Source organism: Pseudomonas sp. GW821-FHT05H12, from assembly GCF_059419385.1.
In genome coordinates this window covers 265,485-287,896 of the sequence record NZ_JBWKRS010000002.1, presented here as the reverse complement: position 1 = coordinate 287,896, position 22,412 = coordinate 265,485, and the positions used below count along the sequence as shown (strand labels likewise).

Here is a 22,412-nt window from a genome sequence, read left to right as displayed (position 1 = left end):
GGCTTGCCCGCGATTGCGGTGTGCCAGTCGACAAATCTGCAAACTGACACTGCGCTATCGCGGGCAAGCCCGCTCCCACAGGGGACTCGGTGGTTAGTCGAGGGCTTTCCAGATCTCGGTTGCGTATTCGCGGATCGTGCGGTCCGAGCTGAACCAGCCCATCCGCGCCGTATTCAACACCGCCGAACGCCACCAGGCTTTGGAGTCGTGCCAATGCGCCTCGACCCGTGCCTGGGCGTCCCAATAAGAATCGAAGTCGGCACACACCAGGAAGCGGTCGTAGTCGATCAGCCCGTCGATCAAGCCCACGTAGCGGCCCGGATCATCCGGCGAGAACACTCCACCCCGAATCGCCTGCAGCACATCATTGAGGCGATGGGAGGCGGCGATGTCCGGCCCGGCGTTAAACTCGCCGGCATGTTTGCGCGCCTCCACCTGCTGGGCGCTCAGGCCGAAGATGAACATGTGCTCGGCACCGACGCGCTCGTGCATCTCCACGTTGGCGCCGTCCATGGTGCCGATGGTCAGCGCGCCGTTGAGGCCGAACTTCATGTTGCTGGTGCCCGAGGCCTCAAAGCCTGCGGTGGAGATCTGCTCCGACAAGTCGGCGGCAGGGATGATGCTTTCCGCCAGGCTGACGTTGTAGTTGGGCAGGAACACCACCTTGAGCAACCCGCGCACGGTCGGGTCGTTGTTGACGGTGCGGGCGATGTCGTTGGTCAGCTTGATGATCAACTTGGCCTGGTGATAACTGGCCGCAGCCTTGCCGGCAAAAATCTTCACCCGTGGCACCCAGTCGGTGCCGGGCTCGGCGCGGATCGCCTGGTACAGCGCCACGGTGTGCAGCAGGTTGAGCAGTTGGCGTTTGTACTCGTGGATACGCTTGACCTGCACGTCGAACATCGCCGCCGGATTGACGGAAATGCCCAAACGCTCGTGGATGATGTCCGCCAGGGCACGCTTGCTGTGCAGGCGTTGCTCGGCGAAAGCTTTGCGGAACGCCTGCTTTTCGGCGAACGGTTCCAGCTCCACCAGGCGCTGCTCGGGTTTGTCGAGGATATCCGGGCCCAACGCTTCCACCAGCATGTCGGTGAGCTTGGGGTTGGCCTGGTACAGCCAACGGCGGAAGGTGATGCCGTTGGTTTTGTTGTTGATGCGCTCCGGGTACAGCTTGTGCAGTTCGGAGAACACCGTGCTGCGCATCAACTGGGTGTGCAACCCAGATACGCCGTTGACGCTATGGGAGCCAAGAAACGCCAGATTGCCCATGCGCACGCGACGGCCGTTGTCTTCTTCGATCAGCGACACGGCGCGCAGCACGTCAAAGTCGTGGATGCCCTTGGCGCGCAGCGAGTCGATGTGCTGGGCGTTGATCAGGTAAATGATCTGCATGTGCCGGGGCAACATGCGCTCCATCAAGCCGACCGGCCAGGTTTCCAGGGCTTCGGGCAGCAGCGTGTGGTTGGTGTAGGACAGGGTTTCAACGGTGACATCCCACGCGGCTTCCCACGGGATGTCGTGCAAGTCGACCAGCTGGCGCATCAACTCGGCCACGGCAATGGACGGGTGGGTGTCGTTGAGCTGGATCGCGGCGTGCTCGCCCAGGCTCAGCACCGAACCGTGCATATTTTTGTGGCGGCGCAGCAGGTCTTGCAGGGAGGCGGCGACGAAGAAGTACTCCTGGCGCAGGCGCAGTTCCTGCCCTGCTTCGGTGCTGTCGGCCGGGTAAAGCACCCGGGAGATGCTTTCGGCGCGGGCCACTTCGGCGACGGCGCCCAGGTGGTCACCGGCGTTGAAGCGCTCCAGGTGCAGGTCTTCCACGGCACGGGCACGCCACAGGCGCAAGGTGTTGACGCTGGCGCCGCGCCAACCGACCACCGGGGTGTCGTAGGCAACGGCGCGCACGGTCTCGTTGGGCGTCCACACCTGGATCATCTTGCCCGAGGCGTCGGCCTTGGTCTCGACACTGCCGCCAAAGCCGATCGGGTAGATCACCTCGGCCCGCTCGAACTCCCACGGGTTGCCGAAATCCAGCCAGCGCTCGGTCTGCTCCTGTTGCCAGCCATCGACAATCGCCTGGCGGAACAAACCATGCTCATAGCGAATGCCATAGCCGTGGCCGGCAATGCCCAGGGTCGACATGCTTTCCATGAAGCACGCCGCCAGGCGGCCAAGGCCACCGTTGCCAAGCGCCGCGTCGGGCTCCAGCAAGCGGATGCGCTCCAGGTCCACGCCCAGCTCGGACAGGGCGTCGCGCGCGATTTCCAGCACACCCAGGTTGCTCAGGCTGTCATAGAGCAGGCGGCCGATAAGAAATTCCAGGGAAAGGTAATAAACCCGCTTCTGCCCTTTACGGTAGATATGCCGCGTGTGGTTCATCCAGTGGTCGACCATCTGGTCGCGCGCGGCCAGGGCAATGGCTTCGAACCAGTCGTGGTCGAAGGCGTGATCCGGGTCCTTGCCCACCGCGTAGGTGAGTTTGGTCAAGACGGCATCGCGAAATGCGGCTACCTCTGCTTCTCGTGCAAGCGGTTCCTGAGACATCGGTGCGACCTCGGGCGAGATAGAAGGAGTGGCTAGAGCCTAGTCGGTCTGACAGACGGTAGACGCTCTGGTTCGGCACTTTTTTAACGCATTTACCTTTGGGGTTTTAGATGCAGGGCTCGTGCCCGATCACCGTTCGCGCCGCCTTGCAGCGGAAATCCGCAAAATATTGTTCAAAAAACCACCAATCCCGGTATGATCGCGCGCCCGGATAACGCCCCACCTTGGAACCCTGATGAAGCCTCAACTGATCGCCGCCGCGGAACTCGACCGTCTCGAGACTTGGCAGAAATACTCCGCCCACATGTGTGGGGGCTGCGTGTCCAGCTGCTGCACGCTGCCGGTGGAAGTGAAGATCAAAGACCTGATCCGCATTGGCATCGTCGATGAGTTCGAGCGTGGCGACCCGCCGAAGAACATCGCCAAGCGTTTGCAGAAGGAAGGCATCGTCGAGCGTTTCAATTCCAAGTCCGAGATCTTTACCCTGCAGCGCATGAGCAACAACGATTGCCTGTACCTGGATCGTAAGACGCGCTTCTGCACTATTTATGACAAGCGCCCGGACACGTGCCGCAACCACCCGAAAATCGGGCCACGCCCGGGGTATTGCGCGTACAAGCCGAAAGAAGTGGTGCGCGAGACCAATTTGCGCACACTCGATAAATTCTGATCCAACGTCTTTGGCGACTGTGCGGCCCCCATCGCAGGCAAGCCAGCTCCCACACTTGGAATGCATTCCCCTGTGGGAGCGGGCTTGCCCGCGATGAGGCCGGTACAAACAACACACTCATCACAGGCATAAAAAAACGCCCCCGGCCTTTCGACCGGGGGCGTTTTTCATTCAGCCTGAGTTAACTCAGTTCTTGGCTTTCTTGGCAGCGCGGGTACGCTCGCCTTCGTCCAGGATCTTCTTACGCAGGCGGATCGACTTAGGTGTCACTTCGCACAGCTCGTCGTCCTGGATGAATTCCAGAGCCTGTTCCAGGGTGAAGCGAACAGGTGGAACCAGGGCGATGGTTTCGTCTTTACCCGAAGCACGCATGTTGTCGAGCTTCTTGCCTTTGGTTGGGTTGACGCCCATGTCGTTGTCACGGCTGTTCAGACCAACGATCTGACCGTTGTAGATCTCTTGACCGTGTTCAACGAACAGCTTGCCACGCGCCTGGAGGGTTTCCAGGGAGTAGGTCAGTGCCTTGCCGGTTTCTACCGATACCAGAACACCGTTCTGACGGCCGGACATGTCGCCGGACTTCATGGTGTCGTAGCGATCGAAGATCGAGGTCAGGATGCCAGCACCGTTGGTCAGGGTCAGGAACTGGTTACGGAAACCGATCAGACCACGAGCAGGGATGTTGTATTCCAGACGTACACGGCCTTTGCCATCCGGCACCATGTTGGTCAGGTCGCCTTTACGCAGACCCATTTCTTCCATCACCTTGCCCTGGGATTCTTCCGGGGTGTCGATGGTGACGTTTTCGAACGGTTCCTGCTTCACGCCGTCAACCTGACGGATGATCACTTCCGGACGACCAACGCCCATTTCGAAGCCTTCGCGACGCATGGTTTCGATCAGTACCGAGAGGTGCAGCTCACCACGGCCGGAAACCTTGAACTTGTCAGCCGAGTCGCCTTCTTCAACGCGCAGAGCAACGTTGTACAGCAGCTCTTTGTCCAGACGCTCCTTGATGTTACGGGAGGTCACGAACTTGCCTTCTTTACCGCAGAAAGGCGAGTCGTTTACCTGGAAGGTCATGGAAACGGTTGGCTCGTCAACGGTCAGAGGCTTCATCGCCTCGACGGTGTCCGGGTGGCACAGGGTGTCGGAGATGAACAGCGAGTCCATACCGCTGATGCACACGATGTCGCCGGCAGCGGCTTCTTCAACGTCTACACGGTGCAGACCGTGGTGACCCATCAGCTTCAGGATACGACCGTTGCGCTTCTTGCCGTCGGCGCCGATAGCGACAACCGGGGTGTTCGGCTTGACGCGACCACGAGCGATACGGCCAACGCCGATAACACCCAGGAAGCTGTTGTAGTCCAGAGCGGAGATCTGCATCTGGAACGCGCCGTCACGGTCAACAGCCGGTGCTGGTACGTTGTCGACGATCGACTGGTACAGCGGGGTCATGTCTTCAGCCATGTCGGTGTGGTCCAGACCGGCAATACCGTTCAGGGCCGAGGCGTAGACGACTTTGAAGTCCAGCTGTTCTTCGGTGGCACCCAGGTTGTCGAACAGGTCGAAGATCTGGTCCAGAACCCAGTCCGGACGCGCGCCTGGACGGTCAACCTTGTTGATGCACACGATCGGACGCAGGCCGGCTTCGAACGCCTTCTTGGTCACAAAACGGGTTTGCGGCATAGGGCCGTCCTGGGCATCAACCAGCAGCAGAACGGAGTCAACCATCGACATTACGCGTTCTACTTCGCCGCCGAAGTCGGCGTGGCCCGGGGTGTCCACGATGTTGATGTGGTAGCCGTTCCAGTTGATGGCGGTGTTTTTTGCCAGGATGGTAATACCGCGCTCTTTTTCCTGGTCGTTGGAGTCCATCACGCGCTCGTCGTTGAGCTCGTTGCGCTCCAGGGTGCCGGATTGACGCAGGAGTTTGTCTACCAGGGTGGTTTTACCATGGTCAACGTGAGCAATGATGGCGATGTTACGTAGATTTTCGATCACTTGTGTATCTCGATCAGAGGATTCGGTGTGCTGACAGGTCGTGGCAGCGATTAACAGTAGAGTCAGGCCTTGCCGTTACAGCTTGACGGCAGAGTCGGGGGGCCGGTGACGCAGGCCACAGGCAAACAGCCCCGGGCTCTTAGCTCGGTCGATAAACGCGCACATTGGCATGCCCCTCACTGAGCAAATGGTGGGCATGCAGGCGACTCATCACGCCTTTGTCGCAATACAGCAGGTACTGACGGCTGTTATCCAGTTCCTTGAAACGCGCGTTCAGTGCGTAGAACGGCAGCGTTTGCACGTCGATGCCAGCGATTTCCAGTGGCTCATCTTCAGCGGCATCCGGGTGACGGATGTCGATGACGATCTGGCCGGCCAGGGCTTCGCTGACTTCTTCGATCTTCACATCCTGGCCCAACTCGTCGATCACGCGATCGATCGGGACCAGCTTGGCGTTCTCGAGCGCACGCTCCAGGATCGCCATGTCGAATTCTTTCTCTTCATGCTCCACACGGTAACGCTTGGCATGGGTCTTGGGGTTCACCGAAATGACCCCGCAGTACTCAGGCATGTGCTTGGCAAAGTCGGCGGTGCCGATTTCTTCTGCCAGGTCGATGATGTCCTGCTTGTGGCTGGCGATCAGCGGGCGCAATACCAGCTTCTCGGTGACGCAATCGATGATCGACAGGTTGGGCAGCGTCTGGCTGGACACCTGGGAGATCGCTTCACCGGTCACCAGCGCATCAATGTGCAGGCGGTCGGCAATGCTCGACGCCGCGCGCAACATCATACGCTTCAATACTACGCCCATATGACCGTTATCGACTTTACCGAGAATTTCTCCCAGCACTTCCTCGAACGGTACGCTCACAAATAGCACGCGTTGGGAGCTGCCGTATTTCTTCCAGATAAAGTGCGCAACTTCCATCACGCCCAATTCGTGTGCACGCCCGCCCAGATTAAAGAAGCAGAAGTGGCTCATCAGGCCACGGCGCATGATCTGGTAGGCCGCCACCGTGGAATCGAAACCGCCGGACATGAGGACCAGGGTCTGTTCCAGGGCGCCCAGCGGGTAGCCGCCGATGCTGTTGTGCTGGCTGTGGATCACAAACAACCGTTGGTCGCGAATTTCGATACGGACTTCGATTTCCGGTGTTTTCAGCGAGATTCCTGCCGCGCCGCACTCGCGACGCAGCTTGCTGCCGACGTATTTCTCGACGTCCATGGAGCTGAACGGGTGCTTGCCGGCACGCTTGCAGCGCACCGAAAAGATCTTGCCGGTCAGCGAATCGCCGTAGTGCTGCTTGCACTTCTCGGTGATGTCGTCGAAGTCGCCCAGCGGGTACTCATCCACCTGCAGGAAATGCGCGATGCCCGGCATGCAGCTCAGGCGCTCGGTCATGTCCTTCAAGGCTTTGGCGTCGGTGATGCGGGTTTCCAGCTCGAGGTTGTCCCACACGCCGTTCACCACCACAGCCGGGTCCAGGTCTCGGAGCACGGCACGGATGTTCTTGGCCAATTGACGGATGAAACGCGTCCGTACCGGTCGGCTCTTGATGGTGATCTCGGGGAAGACTTTAACGATTAATTTCATGGAAACAGCGCGCGCCGGGCCTGCTGAAAAAGGGGGGCGCGGATTATAGCGGAAATCGCTCAAGGTTTAACCAGTTAATATGCACAACACGCTTCGCGCACCAAAACGGGTCATTTACGAGAATTAACGCTACATTGCAGTGCGTTATTTTTTCCGTTTCAGCGGATTGCACCGTTATAGGGGCCATTTTGAGGCAAAAAGGCCATGTTGGCGCACTGGCATGCAATTTGCTCTCTTGTGAGGCAGGTTGCCTTGGCGGAGTATCCGCGCCGGCATCACCCACATTCTAAGGGCTAACTCCACTACCCCAGCCCGAAGCCACCCGGAGGACACCATGTCGAAGTCGGTTCAACTCATCAAAGATCATGACGTTAAATGGATTGATCTGCGCTTCACGGACACCAAAGGTACTCAGCACCACGTGACCATGCCGGCTCGCGACGCGCTGGATGATGCTTTCTTCGAAGAAGGCAAAATGTTCGACGGTTCCTCCATCGCTGGCTGGAAAGGCATTGAAGCTTCCGACATGATCCTGATGCCGGACGACAGCACTGCCGTTCTCGACCCGTTCACCGAAGACCCAACCCTGATCATCGTCTGCGACGTGATCGAGCCTTCGACCATGCAAGGCTACGACCGCGACCCACGTGCGATCGCCAAGCGTGCCGAGGAATACCTGAAGTCGACCGGTATTGGCGACACCGTATTCGTAGGCCCAGAGCCAGAATTCTTCATCTTTGATTCGGTCAAGTTCAAGTCCGACATCTCCGGTTCCATGTTCAAGATCTTCTCCGAGCAAGGTTCGTGGATGTCCGACCAGGACGTGGAAGGCGGCAACAAAGGCCACCGTCCAGGTATCAAAGGTGGCTACTTCCCAGTTCCGCCGTTCGACCACGACCACGAAATCCGTACCTCCATGTGCAACGCCATGGAAGAAATGGGCCTGGTCATCGAAGTTCACCACCACGAAGTGGCGACTGCCGGCCAGAACGAAATCGGCGTGAAGTTCAACACCCTGGTTGCCAAGGCTGACGAAGTTCAGACCCTGAAGTACTGCGTACACAACGTGGCTGATGCCTACGGCCGTACCGCTACCTTCATGCCTAAGCCTCTGTACGGCGATAACGGTTCGGGTATGCACGTTCACCTGTCCATCGCCAAAGAAGGCAAGAACACCTTCGCTGGCGAAGGTTATGCCGGCCTGTCCGACACCGCCCTGTACTTCATCGGCGGTATCATCAAGCACGGTAAGGCCCTGAACGGCTTCACCAACCCGTCGACCAACTCCTACAAGCGTCTGGTCCCAGGTTTCGAAGCGCCGGTAATGTTGGCCTACTCGGCTCGCAACCGTTCCGCCTCGATCCGTATTCCTTACGTGTCCAGCCCTCGCGCTCGCCGTATCGAAGCCCGCTTCCCGGATCCAGCAGCCAACCCATACCTGGCCTTCGCTGCCCTGGTAATGGCGGGCCTGGACGGTATCCAGAACAAGATCCACCCTGGCGATGCCGCCGACAAAAACTTGTACGACCTGCCGCCTGAAGAGGCCAAAGAGATCCCACAAGTGTGCGGCAGCCTGAAAGAAGCCCTGGAAGAGCTGGACAAGGGCCGTGCGTTCCTGACCAAAGGCGGCGTATTCAGCGACGACTTCATCGATGCCTACATCGAGCTGAAAAGCGAAGAAGAAATCAAAGTACGCACCTTCGTACACCCACTGGAATACGAGCTGTACTACAGCTGCTAATCCAGTAGCGCTACTTGACGTAGCGTGACAAGAAAGGCCTCCTTCGGGAGGTCTTTTTTTTGCCCAGGCTTTTTGAACACTATAAAAGAGGGCTGACGCCCTCCCATCAGGAGATCACCGTTGAAACGTCGACTCTTAGTTGCCCTGTTATTCGCGAGCGCCAGTGCCCAGGCTGCGCCGCCTACGCTGGAACCCCTGCTCAACAGCATCGCCGAACGCCTGCAGATCGCCGAACAGGTCGCCCTGAGCAAATGGGACAGCCACAAGCCTGTGGAGGACAAGACGCGCGAACAAGAGGTGATCGCCAGCGTTGCCGCCCAAGCGCCCGGCTACAAACTGAGCCCTGCTGCTGCCGAGCAATTCTTTTCGGCGCAGATCGAGGCCAACAAACTGGTGCAATACACCCTGCTGTCCGACTGGCAGTTCCAGGGCAAGGCGCCCGACGACCCACGCCCGGACCTGGTGAAGCAGATTCGCCCCCGCCTCGACGAATTGCAGAAACGCCTGCTCCAGCAACTGGCGGACTTCACCCCGCAACGCACCGACCCTCAGTGCCCGCAGTGGTTGGCACAGGCCGTCCACGAGCCGCTGAACGAGCCGATGCAACAACTGGCGATGATCCGCGCCACTGCCGAGCTGTGCATCCACAAAGGCTAGAACCTGCAAACCCCATCAAAATGTGGGAGCTGGCTTGCCTGCGATAGCGTCGGTACATTCAAGACCGCTATCGCAGGCAAGCCAGCTCCCACACTTACCCAGTCTCGCGGTCAACTCATCGCCAACCTTCACTTCCTGAACAACCTTCACAAAACCGCACTATATTGGTGCAATAGGCTGCACCCTTCCCATGGACTCAGCCCATTTTGGTTCGAAACTTCCCGAGCAAGCTGGCAGAACGCCACAGTTTCGCGCCTAAAACCCCCATTTCAGGGGTTTCGCGCTTCTTTTCGGAGCCTTGGTTTGGTTTTTGCATTTTCCTTGTATCAGCGTGTGCCCGAAGCCCGCGCCTTGCTCCAAAAGAGGTCCTGATGACCATCAGCGATGCACTGCACCGTTTGCTACTCGACAACCTGACCACCGCGACCATCCTGCTCAATGACGACCTGCGTCTTGAGTACATGAACCCGGCGGCGGAGATGCTCCTGGCCATCAGCGGCCAGCGCAGCCATGGGCAGTTCATCAGCGAATTGTTCACCGAGTCGGCCGAAGCCCTGAGCTCGTTGCGCCAGGCAGTGGAGCAGGCACACCCCTTTACCAAGCGTGAGGCGATGCTCACGGCGCTCACCGGCCAGACCCTGACCGTCGACTACGCCGTGACCCCGATCCTGAGCAACGGCGCGACCCTGCTGCTGCTTGAGGTACACCCCCGCGACCGCCTGCTGCGTATCACCAAGGAAGAAGCCCAGCTGTCCAAGCAGGAAACCAGCAAGATGCTGGTGCGCGGCCTGGCCCATGAGATCAAGAACCCCCTGGGCGGGATTCGCGGCGCGGCGCAATTGCTGGCCCGCGAGCTGCCCGACGAGAATCTCAAGGACTACACCAACGTCATCATCGAAGAAGCCGACCGCCTGCGTAACCTGGTGGACCGCATGCTCGGTTCCAACAAGTTGCCGTCGCTGGCGATGACCAACGTGCACGAGGTGCTGGAGCGCGTCTGCCAATTGGTCGAGGCCGAAAGCCAGGGCTGCATCACCTTGGTGCGCGACTATGACCCGAGCATTCCCGACGTCTTGATCGACCGCGAACAGATGATCCAGGCGGTGCTCAACATCGTGCGCAACGCCATGCAGGCCATCAGCAGCCAGAACGAGCTGCGCCTGGGCCGCATCAGCCTGCGCACCCGCGCCCTGCGCCAGTTCACCATCGGCCATGTGCGCCATCGCCTGGTGACCAAGGTCGAGATCATCGACAACGGCCCGGGCATTCCTGCGGAACTTCAGGAAACCATCTTCTTTCCCATGGTCAGCGGCCGCCCGGATGGCACCGGGCTGGGCCTGGCCATTACCCAGAACATCATCAGCCAGCACCAGGGTCTGATCGAATGTGAGAGCCATCCTGGCCACACCACTTTCTCGATCTTTCTGCCTCTGGAACAAGGAGCCCCATCGACATGAGCCGTAGTGAAACTGTCTGGATCGTCGATGACGACCGTTCTATCCGCTGGGTCCTCGAGAAGGCCTTGCAACAGGAAGGCATGACCACCCAGAGCTTCGACAGCGCCGATGGGGTGATGAGCCGCCTGGCCCGTCAGCAGCCGGATGTGATCATCTCGGATATCCGCATGCCCGGCGCCAGTGGCCTGGACTTGCTGGCCCGCATTCGCGAGCAGCACCCGCGCCTGCCGGTGATCATCATGACCGCGCACTCGGACCTGGACAGCGCTGTCGCGTCCTACCAGGGCGGCGCCTTTGAATACCTGCCCAAGCCGTTCGACGTGGACGAGGCGGTGGCGCTGGTCAAGCGCGCCAACCAGCACGCCCAGGAACAGCAGAGCCAGGAAGCCCCACCCACCCTGACCCGCACCCCGGAAATCATCGGTGAAGCGCCGGCGATGCAGGAAGTGTTTCGCGCCATTGGGCGTTTGAGCCACTCCAACATCACCGTGCTGATCAACGGCGAGTCGGGCACCGGTAAAGAACTGGTGGCCCACGCCCTGCACCGCCACAGCCCACGGGCGGCCTCGCCGTTCATCGCGCTGAACATGGCGGCCATTCCCAAGGACTTGATGGAGTCCGAGCTGTTCGGCCATGAAAAAGGCGCCTTCACCGGCGCGGCCAACCTGCGTCGCGGCCGTTTTGAACAGGCCGATGGCGGCACCTTGTTCCTCGACGAAATCGGCGACATGCCTGCCGACACCCAGACGCGCCTGCTGCGTGTACTGGCCGACGGCGAGTTCTATCGCGTGGGCGGGCACACGCCAGTCAAGGTGGACGTGCGCATCATCGCCGCGACCCACCAGAACCTGGAAACCCTGGTGCACGCCGGCAAGTTCCGTGAGGACTTGTTCCACCGCCTCAACGTGATCCGCATCCATATTCCGCGCATGTCGGACCGTCGCGAAGACATCCCGACCCTCGCCCGCCACTTCCTCAGCCGCGCCGCCCAGGAGCTGGCCGTGGAGCCGAAGCTGCTGAAAAGCGAGACCGAGGAGTACCTGAAGAACCTGCCATGGCCGGGCAACGTGCGCCAGCTGGAGAACACTTGCCGCTGGATCACGGTGATGGCGTCCGGACGCGAAGTGCACATCAGTGACCTGCCGCCCGAGCTGTTGAGCCTGCCGCAGGATTCGGCACCGGTGACCAACTGGGAGCAGGCCCTGCGCCAATGGGCCGACCAGGCCCTGGCACGCGGCCAGTCGAACCTGCTGGACAGCGCCGTACCGGCGTTCGAGCGGATCATGATCGAAACTGCGCTCAAGCACACCGCAGGTCGCCGCCGCGACGCCGCCGTGCTGCTGGGCTGGGGCCGCAACACCTTGACGCGCAAGATCAAGGAATTGGGGATGAAGGTGGATGGTGGGGATGATGACGAGGGCGATGAAGCCTGAACCCCATTTCTGAATCGCTGAAAATCTAATGTGGGAGCCGGGCTTGCCCGCGATGGCGGTGTGTCAGTCACCGAATATGTCGACTGAAACACCGCCATCGCAGGCAAGCCAGCTCCCACAGTTGTTTTGTGTTGGACCGAATATCGTGCACCGCTTCAATGCACCATGAACTAGCATCGGGCACGGATCCAATGCCTGAAACTTCAGCCTTGCTGAAAAGAATCCAAAGACCAAAAACACCAAAGCCCCGTATTCCGGGGCTTTGCGCTTTCTGGAGAAATTTTTTGGTACAACCTGGCCACTCTGGCACGCGCCCTGCAATAACCCTTGTACAACCCAGTTTCGGGGACCTTGGTACAGGCAGGCCGAGAATCCCCTCTTTACACCCGGGGTGCTTGATGCGAACCGCGTCGCGCTCCACACCGCTTTGGGGAACCTCGGTACAGGCAGGCCGGGGATTCCCTCTTTAACACCGAAGCCTTGAAGACTTCACCCCGTTTTGGGAGCCCTGGTACAGGCAGGCCGGGAACTCCCTTCTTTACACCCGGGGCTTATGTGGCACAGCGCCCATAGCCCCAGCCCGTTTCGGGGACCTTGGTACAGGCAGGCCGGGGATTCCCTCTTTTATTGCTCCTGGAGATGGATCTCCAGCCGCCAGCGGCCATCGACCTTCTCCCCCCTCCACTCTCCACGCAACGGCCGGGCCGCCACCAGGTTCAGCAGCAGGCCGCCATCGGTCTTGCGCACGCGCCAGTTCACATCCTTGTCATTGACCTTGAGTTGCCCGCTGGCCGCCTTGCCCTGGGCGTCGAACAGCAAGGCCACGGTGCCGTCGATATGCTCGCCGTGCAGCTTGGGTTCGCTGTTGAACCACACCACCACGCCATCCGCCGCCGTCTCCACCTGCTGCAGTTCGACGGGGTCGGGCGTGGTCAGGCGGCCGATCATCAAGCCGATCATCAGCCCCACAATCGCCAAAGAGCCCATCACCCGCGGCAATAGCTTCGGTCTTGGATCGTCTTCAGGGGTAGAATGCAGCGCATCTTTACCTTCGGAGCCGTGCATGTTTCACGTCATCCTTTTTCAACCAGAAATTCCACCGAACACCGGCAACGTTATCAGGCTGTGCGCCAACAGTGGCTGCCACCTGCATTTGATCGAGCCCCTGGGCTTCGACATGGACGACAAGCGCCTGCGCCGCGCCGGACTGGACTACCACGAGTACGCCACCCTCCAGCGCCATGCCGACCTGGCCAGTTGCCTGGAAAGCCTGGGGCAGCCACGGCTGTTCGCGTTCACCACCAAGGGCTCGCAGCCGTTCCATGATGTCAGCTTTGCCGAAGGCGACGCCTTCCTCTTCGGGCCTGAAAGCCGTGGCCTGCCGGCCGAGGTACTGGACGCCCTGCCCGACGGCCATCGCCTGCGCTTGCCGATGCGCGAGGGCTGCCGCAGCCTGAACCTGTCCAACACCGTGGCGGTTGCCGTCTACGAAGGCTGGCGCCAGCTGGGCTTCAAATAACACACATCACCCTTTGTAGGAGCCGGCTTGCCGGCGATGGCGGCCTTGAATAGTGCATCGATTTCAAGGGCCTCATCGCCGGCAAGCCGGCTCCTGCAAGGGCATAAAAAAAGCGCCGTTACGGCGCTTTTTTACATCGTCGGCTTACTGAACCGTCGAGGAACCTTCCTGTTGCATGCGCTGCAGCTCTTGAGCGTACAGGGCATCGAAGTTCACCGGAGCCAGCATCAGCGCAGGGAACGAGCCGCGGGTGACCAGGCTGTCCAGGGTCTCACGGGCATACGGGAACAGGATGTTCGGGCAGAACGCGCCCAGGGTGTGGCTCATGGACGCTTCGTCCAGGCCCTGGATCAGGAAGATACCAGCCTGTTGCACTTCAGCGATGAAGGCCACTTCTTCGCCGTTCTTGACGGTCACCGACAGGGTCAGCACGACTTCATGGAAGTCACCTTCCAGGGCTTTCTGACGGGTGTTCAGGTCCAGCGCAACGCTTGGGGTCCATTCCTGACGGAAGATCGCCGGGCTTTTCGGCGCTTCGAACGACAGGTCACGCACGTAGATCCGCTGCAGCGAAAACTGTGGGCCTTGAGCTTCTGCTGCTTCGGTGTTCTGTTGGTCAGTCATCGCAGATCCTTCTTGATCTTGGGGTCTTTTAGGGTTTAGGAGTCAGACGAGCAGCAGCGCATCGAGTTTACCGGCGCGCTCCAGGGCGAACAGGTCGTCGCAACCACCGATGTGCCTGGCGCCAATCCAGATCTGCGGCACGGACGTGCGCCCCGCCTTCTGGGCCATTTCGGCACGCACCTGGGGTTTGCCATCGACCTTGATCTCTTCGAAGGCAACGCCCTTTTTCTCAAGCAGGGCCTTGGCCCGCATGCAGTAAGGGCACCAATCGCTGGAATACACGACAACCTGGCTCATATCACTTCACCAGCGGCAGGTTATCGGCGCGCCAGCTGCTGATACCACCAGACAGTTTGGCGGCGGTGAAACCGGTCTTGAGCATTTCGCGGGCGTGGGTGCCGGCGTGCTGGCCTTGGGCATCGACCAGGATGATGGTCTTGGCCTTGTGCTTTTCAAGCTCGGCCAGGCGCGCGATCAGCTTGTCCTGTGGAATGTTCAGGGCACCGACGATATGGCCGGTGGCGAATTCCTTGGCCGGACGGATATCCACGACAACGGCCTCATCCTTGTTGACCAGCGCGGTCAGCTCCGCCGTGCTCAGGCTGCGGCCACCGCGGCTCAATTCATGAGCGATCAGCAGCGCCAGCAGGATGACGAAGGCACCCACGAGCAGGTAGTGGGCAGTGGCAAATGCAATCAGGTGATCAACCATCAAGGAGGTTCCAGGGCGTTAAAATGGCGGTAAGTATACACAGCCGTCAGGGGGGGCCAACCCCCGTAAAGCGGTGACGTCGTCGGAACTTCGCTTTAAACTGCCACTCCCTTTTCAATTGTCTTCCTTTATTACCGCCGCGAGAGGATCTATGACTACTACGCCTAAACCTTTGGTCCTGATAATTCTCGATGGCTTCGGACACAGTGAAAGCCACCACGACAACGCGGTATACGCAGCCAAGAAGCCGGTACTCGACCGCCTGACCGCCACTGTGCCCAACGGCCTTATCTCCGGCTCGGGCATGGACGTAGGCCTGCCGGACGGCCAGATGGGCAACTCGGAAGTCGGCCACATGAACCTCGGCGCCGGACGAGTGGTATACCAAGACTTCACACGCGTGACCAAAGCGATCCGCGATGGCGAGTTCTTCGAGAACCCGACCATCTGCGCGGCGGTGGATAAAGCAGTTGCAGCGGGCAAGGCCGTGCACTTCATGGGCCTGCTGTCCGACGGCGGCGTTCACAGCCACCAGGACCACCTGGTCGCCATGGCCGAACTGGCCTTCAAGCGCGGCGCCGACAAGATCTACCTGCACGCCTTCCTCGACGGTCGCGACACGCCGCCAAAAAGCGCGCAATCGTCCATCGAACTGCTGGACGCCACGTTCGCCGCGCTGGGCAAAGGCCGCATCGCCAGCCTGGTCGGCCGCTACTTCGCCATGGACCGCGACAACCGCTGGGACCGCGTGTCCCAGGCCTACAACCTGATCGTCGATGGCCAGGCCGAATTCAACGCCGCCACCGCCCAGCAAGGCCTGGAAGCTGCCTACGCCCGTGGCGAGAGCGATGAGTTCGTCAAAGCCACCACCATCGGCGAGCCGGTAAAGGTCGAAGATGGCGACGCCGTGGTGTTCATGAACTTCCGCGCCGACCGCGCCCGCGAGCTGAGCCATGTGTTTGTCGATGACGGTTTCAAGGACTTCGAGCGCTCGCGCCAGCCGAAAGTCGAGTTCGTGATGCTCACCCAATACGCCGCCAACATCCCGGCCCCGTCGGCGTTTGCCCCGGGCAGTCTGGAAAACGTACTGGGCGACTACCTGGCGAAAAACGGCAAGACCCAGCTGCGCATCGCCGAAACCGAGAAATACGCCCACGTGACCTTTTTCTTCTCCGGCGGGCGCGAAGAACCGTTCCCGGGCGAAGAGCGCATCCTGATCCCGTCGCCAAAAGTCGCCACCTACGACCTGCAGCCGGAAATGAGCGCGCCGGAAGTGACTGACAAGATCGTCGACGCCATCGACAACCAGCGTTATGACGTGATTGTGGTCAACTACGCCAACGGCGACATGGTGGGCCATAGCGGCAACCTTGAAGCTGCGGTCAAGGCCGTAGAATGCCTGGACACGTGCGTCGGCCGCATCGTCGATGCCCTGGAAAAGGTCGGCGGCGAAGCGCTGATCACCGCCGACCACGGCAACTGCGAACAGATGTCCGACGAATCCACCGGCCAGGCCCACACGGCTCACACCACCGAGCCAGTACCGTTCATCTATGTCGGCAAGCGTGATTTGAAAGTGCGTGAAGGCGGCGTACTGGCGGATGTGGCGCCAACCATGCTGAAGCTGATGGGCCTGGAGAAGCCGGCCGAGATGACCGGCACTTCGATCCTGGTTTAACCCTCACAAGCGCCGCGAGCCCCTGTGGGAGCTGGTTTGCCTGCGATAGCATCAACTCGGTATCGCTGAAACACCGAGGTGTCCGCATCGCTGGCAAGCCAGCGCCTACAGAGGGTAAGCGCCGTTCGGCACCTATCTTGCGGCCCAGCCCGAATTGGGCATTTTTTTTGCCGCGCTTGGCGGGCATACTAGGCCGTCCCTTTCCCTGGTGTCGCCCGCCTCTATGCTTCGCGCCTTGATTACCCTCGCTCTTGTCTGCCTGCTCCAACCGGCGTTTGCCGACGAGCGCGCACAAACCCAACAACAGTTGGACGCTACGCGTCAGGACATTACCGAGCTGAAAAAGCTGCTCGGCAAACTCCAGGAAGAGAAATCCGGGGTACAGAAAGACCTGCGCGGCACGGAAACCGAGATGGGCAAGCTGGAGAAGCAGGTCCAGGAGCTACAAAAAGAATTAAAGAAGAGCGAGTCGGAACTGGAGCGACTCGACGCTGAGAAAAAAAAACTCCAGAGCGCACGCGTTGAACAGCAACGCCTGATCGCAATCCAGGCCCGCGCCGCCTACCAGAGCGGCCGCCAGGAATACCTCAAGCTGCTGCTCAACCAGCAGAACCCGGAAAAATTCGCCCGTACCCTCACCTATTACGACTACCTGAGCCAGGCACGCCTGGCGCAATTGAAGGGTTTTAACGAAACCCTGCGCCAACTGGCCAACGTCGAGCAGGAAATCGCTGACCAGCAGTCGCAACTGCTGGATCAGAAAACCGCCCTCGACACCCAGCGCGATCAGCTCGACAAAGTGCGCAAGGAACGCCAGCTGGCCTTGGCCAAGCTCAACGACGACGTAAAAGCCCGCGACGCGAAGCTGCAGGCTCGCGAGCAAGACCAGGCCGACCTGGCCAAAGTGCTCAAGACCATCGAAGAAACCCTGGCTCGCCAGGCACGCGAGGCCGAAGAAGCGCGGCAAAAAGCGCTGATCGCCCAGCAGGAAGCCGAAAAAAAGCGCCAGCGTGAGGCCGAGCTGGCAGCCAACTCGGACGCCCCGGCGCCCCGCAAACCGGCACATGCAGCGCCCGGCCCGCTGGTTTCCAGCAGCGGCGAGTCCTTCGGCGGCCCTTTTGCTTCAGCTCGCGGCAAACTTCCATGGCCAGTTGATGGTCGATTACTGGCACGCTTTGGTGAAACCCGTGGCGATGACACCCGAGCCAAGTGGGACGGCGTGATGATCAGCGCCGCTGCCGGCAGCCAGGTTCATGCGGTGCACGGTGGGCGCGTGGTGTTTGCCGATTGGCTGCGCGGGGCCGGTTTGTTGGTGATTCTTGACCACGGTAATGGCTATTTGAGCCTTTACGGCCACAATCAGACTTTACTCAAGTCGGCAGGTGATGTTGTAAAAGCCGGTGAATCCATCTCCACTGTGGGTAACAGTGGTGGCCAGGACACCCCGGCGCTGTACTTCGCTATTCGTCAGCAGGGTCGCCCGAGCGATCCTGCACAATGGTGCCGTTCCCAAGGATAGGGCCGCATCTACATTAGGAGTTCGTTCGACATGCTGCATTTGTCCCGCCTCACTTCGCTGGCCCTGACGATCGCCCTCGTGATCGGCGCGCCTCTGGCTTTCGCCGACCAGGCCGCACCGGCTGCGCCTGCCGCCACGGCTGCGACCACCAAGGCGCCGCTGCCGCTGGACGAGCTGCGCACCTTCGCCGAGGTCATGGACCGGATCAAGGCAGCCTATGTCGACCCTGTAGATGACAAGACCCTGCTGGAAAACGCCATCAAGGGCATGCTCAGCAACCTTGACCCGCACTCCGCCTACTTGGGGCCTGAAGACTTCGCCGAGCTGCAGGAAAGCACCAGCGGCGAATTCGGCGGCCTGGGCATTGAAGTGGGCTCCGAAGACGGCAACATCAAAGTCGTCTCGCCGATCGATGACACCCCGGCGTCCAAGGCGGGCATCCAGGCCGGCGACTTCATCGTCAAGATCAACGGCCAGCCGACCCGTGGCCAGACCATGACCGAAGCCGTCGACAAGATGCGCGGCAAGATCGGCCAGAAAATCACCCTGACCCTGGTTCGCGACGGCGGCAACCCGTTTGACGTGACCCTTGCCCGCGCAACCATCACGGTCAAGAGCGTGAAGAGCCAGCTGCTGGAGTCGGGCTACGGCTACATCCGCATCACCCAGTTCCAGGTCAAGACCGGCGACGAAGTGGCCAAGGCCCTGGCCAAGCTGCGCAAGGACAACGGCAAGAAGCTCAACGGCATCGTGCTCGACCTGCGTAACAACCCAGGCGGCGTGCTGCAGGCCGCGGTGGAAGTGGTCGACCACTTCATCACCAAAGGCCTGATCGTGTACACCAAGGGCCGTATCGCCAATTCCGAGCTGCGCTTCTCGGCCACCGGCAATGACCTCAGTGAAGGCGTGCCACTGGCCGTGCTGATCAACGGCGGCAGCGCCTCGGCTTCGGAAATCGTTGCCGGCGCTCTGCAAGACCAGAAACGCGGCGTATTGATGGGCACCACCAGCTTCGGTAAAGGCTCGGTACAAACCGTGTTGCCGCTGAACAACGATCGCGCGCTGAAGATCACCACAGCGCTGTACTACACGCCGAACGGTCGCTCGATCCAGGCCCAGGGCATCGTCCCGGACATCGAAGTGCGCAAGGCCAAGATCACCAACGAGGCCGACAGCGAGTTCTACAAAGAAGCCGACCTGCAAGGCCACTTGGGCAATGGCAACGGCGGCGCCGACCAGCCGACCGGCAGCGGTACCAAAGCCAAGCCGATGCCGCAGGACGATGACTACCAACTGGCCCAGGCGCTGAGCCTGCTCAAGGGCTTGAGCATCACCCGCAGCCGTTGATATGCGTTTTGCCCTGATCATCGCTGTGCTGTGCAGCCTGGCCGGAGTCGCCCATGCGACCCCGGCCGGCGAGCCTCACAAAGCCTACCTCACCCTGATCATCGACGACCTGGGGCAGAACCTGCCCCGGGATCGGCGCGTGCTGGCCCTGCCTGGGCCGGTGACCACGGCGATCATGCCCGACACACCCCACGCCGCCGAATTTGCCCGCGAAGCGCACAAAGCCGGCAAGATCGTGATCCTGCACATGCCCATGGACCCGGCTACCGGCCCGTTCGCCTGGCACCCCGACCTGCCCATCGAAGAGCTTGGCAAACGCCTGGACGCCGCGTTCAAGGCAGTGCCCTACACCGCTGGCATCAACAACCACATGGGCAGCCGCATGACTGCGCAACCCGAGGCGATGGCGTGGTTGATGGCCGAGCTGCAACGGCGCAACAAGTTCTTTGTCGACAGCCGTACCAGCGCGCAGACCGTCGCGGCCGCCGAGGCCCAGAAAATTGGCCTGGCGCACGTCTCACGGGACGTGTTCCTGGATGACGAACGCACGGAAGCAGCGATCACCACGCAACTGCAGACGGCGATCAAGCTGGCCCACAAACAGGGTTCAGCCGTCATGATCGGCCATCCCTACCCCCAGACCCTCGCAGTGCTGGAGCGTGAGCTGCCCAAACTCAAGGACCAGGGCGTTGACTGGATCGACATCAAGTTAATGATCAGCGTGCGCAGCAACCAGGCGATGGCGGCACATGGAAAAAACGGCACCTACCTTCCGGCGCGTAGATAGATACCACTCGGCGACACCCGCCCTGCTCGATAGTTGAGGCTTCAATCAACTGGAGAGCCCTCCATGAAGCCTCTGCAATTCAACGACCTGCTCATCAGCTTCACCAGCGAGTTTCTGCCCCTGTGGAATGACAAAGGGTCGAATGCGCACAATGCCGTCAGCCTTTGGCGGCCCAGCGCAACATCCGACGCGCTGAGCTCGTTCTTCTCCCTGGGGGATGTTGCGGTCGGTCATTACCGCAATATCAATCAGAACAAAGTCGTCGCGCTGGTCAGCGATGCCAACAAAACCGACGGCACCGCCCTGCGTCCGCCAGTCGATTACCAACTGGTATGGCATGACGAGGGAACCGGTGCGCGAAACAATGCGTCCATCTGGCGCCCACTGCCGCCCGAAGGCTACGTGGCGATGGGGCTGGTGTTCGGGGTCGATTACGACAAGCCTTCACGTCACGCCGTGCGTTGTATCAGGGAAGACCTGGTGATAGCGGCTCAAGCAGGCGATCTGATCTGGAACGACAAAGGCAGCGGTTCCACCAACGACTTGAGCCTCTGGTCGACCGCCCTTCCTGACGCCCCCACCGGCGAACTCTACCTGGCGCCGGGTACATTCATCGGCACAGACAGTTATGCCAAGACGGGCCTTGCCGCCTATTCGCTGCGCCTGGCGCTCACTGCGCAGCTCAGCGACTTACCACCGCCGCCCGCGCTCCTCGGGCATGAAAGCCCTGCGCAGGAAGAAAGCACCTACGCGCCTCAAGTGTGCGAACTGCCGTGGTTCTGCGTAAAAGACCCGGAGCTGACCGCGATTGAACAGCTCGAGTCGTCGCCGAGTTATCGGCTGGAGCGTATCGATCGGCACTTGCTCGCAGGGTTTGGGCATAACACCGATGCAACCAGCCAGCCGTTCATGTGGACAGCCACCAAAGGTGAGCTGGGTGGGAATGTAAAAGCATTGGCAGCCAACACCAGCGTGGAACTTGGCAAGGAATGGCCTGCTGGCGAGCATGTCTTTGAATTGAGTTTTTCGGCGCATCTGGGTCGAGAGTTCACCCATACACTGCGCTCGGCAAAAGGCTGGAGCCATGCAGCGCCACTGGAAATCATCACGTACGTGCCGCCGAAAAAAGCCGTTGCGGCTTACCTTCTGCACAGTGAGTATCGCTTGCTGCGTCAGGATGGCAGCCAGGTATCAGGCACCGTCAGCTACACCAATGGCGACCATGTGTACATGAGCGAATCCTCCAACGTTGAGCCAATGCCCGAAGAGGTAACGCCACCGATTGAGATGCCTCAGGCAGTGCCGGAGCTAGAGGTAACGGGCCATGATCTGATCGACAACCCCCTCGCCCCGTAACTGATCGAGCGCCGCCTGCAGCTTCGCGACCAGGTCATCCGGCACGTCTTTGTTCAGCGCGAGGTACAACTGGGCACTGTTGAAACGCAACACGGTTTTCAGTTCGGTCACCCCAACCTGACGGGCCAGGTAACGGCCTGCCGGATCACCGGTAGCCCACAGGTCGATCTGACCGTCCACCAGCTTTTGCGCGTTGTCCTGGTCGCGCAGTGCGACGATCGGGTTGAGGCCCTGCTTTTCCAGGGTCTCGGCGATAGCGTCACCTTTATAGGCGCCAATCTTGTAGCGGCGGGCGTGCTCCAGGTCCGCCAGCTGGATCTTGCTGTCGGCCTTGGCCAACATCACCCAATCGTCCGGGCCAATGGGGCCGACCCATTTGAACAGGGCTTCACGGTCCGGCAGGCGGGCCATCACGAACACGCCGTAACCCGGTTTTTCCAAGGCGAGCTTATAGATTCGCTCCCAAGGGAAGCGCAGGGTGAGGTTGTAGGAAACGCCGGCGCGCTTGAAGGTCTCGCGCACGATGTCCACGGCGATGCCTTCGATGTTCTCTTCCTTGGCGAAGTTCTTGCCGTTTTTCGCCATGTTGTAAGGCGGGAAGTTTTCCGTCAGCAACACCAGGGCGGCGTCAGACGGTTCTTCGGCATGGGCTGAACCCGCCAAAAGCAGGGAGGTACTGGCGAGGGCAAGCAGCAGGTGTTTGAACATGAAGGTTACCGAAATCCATGGCAAGCGCAGAGAGTGCCCCGCGCCTGCCATGGTGTCCA

The 22,412-nt window shown here is 60.4% G+C and carries 19 protein-coding genes; 11 read left to right on the top strand and 8 right to left on the bottom strand.

Going from position 1 to position 22,412, the window contains the following annotated elements; translation table 11 throughout:
* Positions 1-93: 93 nt before the first annotated feature.
* Positions 94-2,544: a glycogen/starch/alpha-glucan phosphorylase gene (locus AC07SU_RS03010; protein WP_176997274.1), complete on the bottom strand. Its 2,451-nt coding sequence runs from the start codon at positions 2,542-2,544 to the stop codon at positions 94-96.
* Between the two features lie 235 nt (positions 2,545-2,779).
* Between AC07SU_RS03010 and AC07SU_RS03005 the strand changes: the two genes are divergently transcribed.
* Positions 2,780-3,214: a YkgJ family cysteine cluster protein gene (locus AC07SU_RS03005; protein ID WP_176997275.1), complete on the top strand. Its 435-nt coding sequence runs from the start codon at positions 2,780-2,782 to the stop codon at positions 3,212-3,214.
* Between the two features lie 186 nt (positions 3,215-3,400).
* On the opposite strand, the gene typA is transcribed toward AC07SU_RS03005, so the two are convergent.
* Positions 3,401-5,221: a translational GTPase TypA gene (gene typA / locus AC07SU_RS03000; protein WP_176997276.1), complete on the bottom strand. Its 1,821-nt coding sequence runs from the start codon at positions 5,219-5,221 to the stop codon at positions 3,401-3,403.
* Positions 5,222-5,360: 139 nt separating this feature from the next.
* Positions 5,361-6,815, bottom strand: a complete 1,455-nt coding sequence (thiI, locus tag AC07SU_RS02995) for a tRNA uracil 4-sulfurtransferase ThiI (protein WP_176997277.1) — start codon at positions 6,813-6,815, stop codon at positions 5,361-5,363.
* Between the two features lie 334 nt (positions 6,816-7,149).
* Here thiI and glnA point away from each other — a divergent pair, with 334 nt between their 5' ends.
* From glnA to ntrC, 4 genes are all read left to right on the top strand, one after another.
* A complete protein-coding gene (gene glnA, locus AC07SU_RS02990; protein WP_024072899.1) occupies positions 7,150-8,556 on the top strand; it encodes a glutamate--ammonia ligase in 1,407 nt (468 codons plus the stop codon).
* Between the two features lie 120 nt (positions 8,557-8,676).
* Positions 8,677-9,213, top strand: a complete 537-nt coding sequence (locus AC07SU_RS02985) for a chorismate mutase (RefSeq protein WP_494996165.1) — start codon at positions 8,677-8,679, stop codon at positions 9,211-9,213.
* A 371-nt stretch (positions 9,214-9,584) separates the two neighbouring features.
* On the top strand, positions 9,585-10,670 hold the full coding sequence (gene glnL / locus AC07SU_RS02980; protein WP_016979130.1) for a nitrogen regulation protein NR(II): 1,086 nt from the start codon (positions 9,585-9,587) through the stop codon (positions 10,668-10,670).
* Positions 10,667-12,103 carry a nitrogen regulation protein NR(I) gene (gene ntrC / locus AC07SU_RS02975; RefSeq protein ID WP_176997279.1) on the top strand — a complete coding sequence of 479 codons (1,437 nt, stop codon included), beginning with the start codon at positions 10,667-10,669 and terminating at the stop codon, positions 12,101-12,103. Before glnL ends, ntrC begins: the two co-directional genes overlap by 4 nt.
* 624 nt (positions 12,104-12,727) lie before the next feature.
* On the opposite strand, the gene AC07SU_RS02970 is transcribed toward ntrC, so the two are convergent.
* Positions 12,728-13,168, bottom strand: coding sequence for a hypothetical protein (locus tag AC07SU_RS02970; protein ID WP_176997280.1), 441 nt, complete (start codon positions 13,166-13,168; stop codon positions 12,728-12,730).
* Here AC07SU_RS02970 and AC07SU_RS02965 point away from each other — a divergent pair.
* On the top strand, positions 13,167-13,622 hold the full coding sequence (locus tag AC07SU_RS02965; protein ID WP_176997281.1) for a tRNA (cytidine(34)-2'-O)-methyltransferase: 456 nt from the start codon (positions 13,167-13,169) through the stop codon (positions 13,620-13,622). The two genes, AC07SU_RS02970 and AC07SU_RS02965, sit on opposite strands and share 2 nt — an antisense overlap.
* Positions 13,623-13,766: 144 nt before the next feature.
* On the opposite strand, the gene secB is transcribed toward AC07SU_RS02965, so the two are convergent.
* From secB to AC07SU_RS02950, 3 genes are read right to left on the bottom strand one after another with little or no spacing between them, the layout of a single operon-like run.
* Positions 13,767-14,246 carry a protein-export chaperone SecB gene (gene secB / locus AC07SU_RS02960; RefSeq protein WP_012721755.1) on the bottom strand — a complete coding sequence of 160 codons (480 nt, stop codon included), beginning with the start codon at positions 14,244-14,246 and terminating at the stop codon, positions 13,767-13,769.
* Positions 14,247-14,288: 42 nt separating this feature from the next.
* Positions 14,289-14,543: a glutaredoxin 3 gene (grxC, locus tag AC07SU_RS02955; protein WP_033896917.1), complete on the bottom strand. Its 255-nt coding sequence runs from the start codon at positions 14,541-14,543 to the stop codon at positions 14,289-14,291.
* A 1-nt stretch (position 14,544) separates the two neighbouring features.
* Positions 14,545-14,958, bottom strand: coding sequence for a rhodanese-like domain-containing protein (locus tag AC07SU_RS02950; RefSeq protein WP_176997282.1), 414 nt, complete (start codon positions 14,956-14,958; stop codon positions 14,545-14,547).
* Between the two features lie 151 nt (positions 14,959-15,109).
* Here AC07SU_RS02950 and gpmI point away from each other — a divergent pair, with 151 nt between their 5' ends.
* The 5 genes from gpmI (at position 15,110) to AC07SU_RS02925 (ending at position 21,645) form a co-directional block, all read left to right on the top strand.
* Complete coding sequence (gpmI, locus tag AC07SU_RS02945; RefSeq protein ID WP_494996164.1) at positions 15,110-16,636, top strand: 2,3-bisphosphoglycerate-independent phosphoglycerate mutase; 1,527 nt, start codon at positions 15,110-15,112, stop codon at positions 16,634-16,636.
* 223 nt (positions 16,637-16,859) lie between these two features.
* Entirely contained in the window at positions 16,860-18,155 is a 1,296-nt protein-coding gene (locus tag AC07SU_RS02940; protein WP_176997284.1) for a murein hydrolase activator EnvC family protein, read from the top strand.
* Between the two features lie 30 nt (positions 18,156-18,185).
* Positions 18,186-19,502 (top strand): S41 family peptidase, encoded by a 1,317-nt coding sequence (locus tag AC07SU_RS02935; RefSeq protein WP_178918546.1) that lies wholly within the window; start codon positions 18,186-18,188, stop codon positions 19,500-19,502.
* A 1-nt stretch (position 19,503) separates the two neighbouring features.
* The gene (locus tag AC07SU_RS02930) at positions 19,504-20,289 is read left to right on the top strand and encodes a divergent polysaccharide deacetylase family protein (protein WP_176997286.1); all 786 of its coding nucleotides are present in this window, start codon (positions 19,504-19,506) and stop codon (positions 20,287-20,289) included.
* A gap of 63 nt (positions 20,290-20,352) precedes the next feature.
* Positions 20,353-21,645 (top strand): Vps62-related protein, encoded by a 1,293-nt coding sequence (locus AC07SU_RS02925; protein WP_494996163.1) that lies wholly within the window; start codon positions 20,353-20,355, stop codon positions 21,643-21,645.
* Here AC07SU_RS02925 and AC07SU_RS02920 read toward each other — a convergent pair.
* Positions 21,598-22,353, bottom strand: a complete 756-nt coding sequence (locus AC07SU_RS02920) for a substrate-binding periplasmic protein (RefSeq protein ID WP_494996162.1) — start codon at positions 22,351-22,353, stop codon at positions 21,598-21,600. The two genes, AC07SU_RS02925 and AC07SU_RS02920, sit on opposite strands and share 48 nt — an antisense overlap.
* Positions 22,354-22,412: the final 59 nt, after the last annotated feature.

Bases quoted from the DNA above. Each gene is read 5' to 3' on its own strand.
- AC07SU_RS03010 (WP_176997274.1), bottom strand. From the start codon at position 2,544: ATGTCTCAGGAACCGCTTGCACGAGAAGCAGAGGTAGCCGCATTTCGC.
- AC07SU_RS03005 (WP_176997275.1), top strand. From the start codon at position 2,780: ATGAAGCCTCAACTGATCGCCGCCGCGGAACTCGACCGTCTCGAGACT.
- thiI (WP_176997277.1), bottom strand. From the start codon at position 6,815: ATGAAATTAATCGTTAAAGTCTTCCCCGAGATCACCATCAAGAGCCGA.
- glnA (WP_024072899.1), top strand. From the start codon at position 7,150: ATGTCGAAGTCGGTTCAACTCATCAAAGATCATGACGTTAAATGGATT.
- glnL (WP_016979130.1), top strand. From the start codon at position 9,585: ATGACCATCAGCGATGCACTGCACCGTTTGCTACTCGACAACCTGACC.
- ntrC (WP_176997279.1), top strand. From the start codon at position 10,667: ATGAGCCGTAGTGAAACTGTCTGGATCGTCGATGACGACCGTTCTATC.
- AC07SU_RS02965 (WP_176997281.1), top strand. From the start codon at position 13,167: ATGTTTCACGTCATCCTTTTTCAACCAGAAATTCCACCGAACACCGGC.
- AC07SU_RS02970 (WP_176997280.1), bottom strand. From the start codon at position 13,168: ATGCACGGCTCCGAAGGTAAAGATGCGCTGCATTCTACCCCTGAAGAC.
- secB (WP_012721755.1), bottom strand. From the start codon at position 14,246: ATGACTGACCAACAGAACACCGAAGCAGCAGAAGCTCAAGGCCCACAG.
- grxC (WP_033896917.1), bottom strand. From the start codon at position 14,543: ATGAGCCAGGTTGTCGTGTATTCCAGCGATTGGTGCCCTTACTGCATG.
- AC07SU_RS02950 (WP_176997282.1), bottom strand. From the start codon at position 14,958: ATGGTTGATCACCTGATTGCATTTGCCACTGCCCACTACCTGCTCGTG.
- gpmI (WP_494996164.1), top strand. From the start codon at position 15,110: ATGACTACTACGCCTAAACCTTTGGTCCTGATAATTCTCGATGGCTTC.
- AC07SU_RS02940 (WP_176997284.1), top strand. From the start codon at position 16,860: ATGCTTCGCGCCTTGATTACCCTCGCTCTTGTCTGCCTGCTCCAACCG.
- AC07SU_RS02935 (WP_178918546.1), top strand. From the start codon at position 18,186: ATGCTGCATTTGTCCCGCCTCACTTCGCTGGCCCTGACGATCGCCCTC.
- AC07SU_RS02930 (WP_176997286.1), top strand. From the start codon at position 19,504: ATGCGTTTTGCCCTGATCATCGCTGTGCTGTGCAGCCTGGCCGGAGTC.
- AC07SU_RS02925 (WP_494996163.1), top strand. From the start codon at position 20,353: ATGAAGCCTCTGCAATTCAACGACCTGCTCATCAGCTTCACCAGCGAG.
- AC07SU_RS02920 (WP_494996162.1), bottom strand. From the start codon at position 22,353: ATGTTCAAACACCTGCTGCTTGCCCTCGCCAGTACCTCCCTGCTTTTG.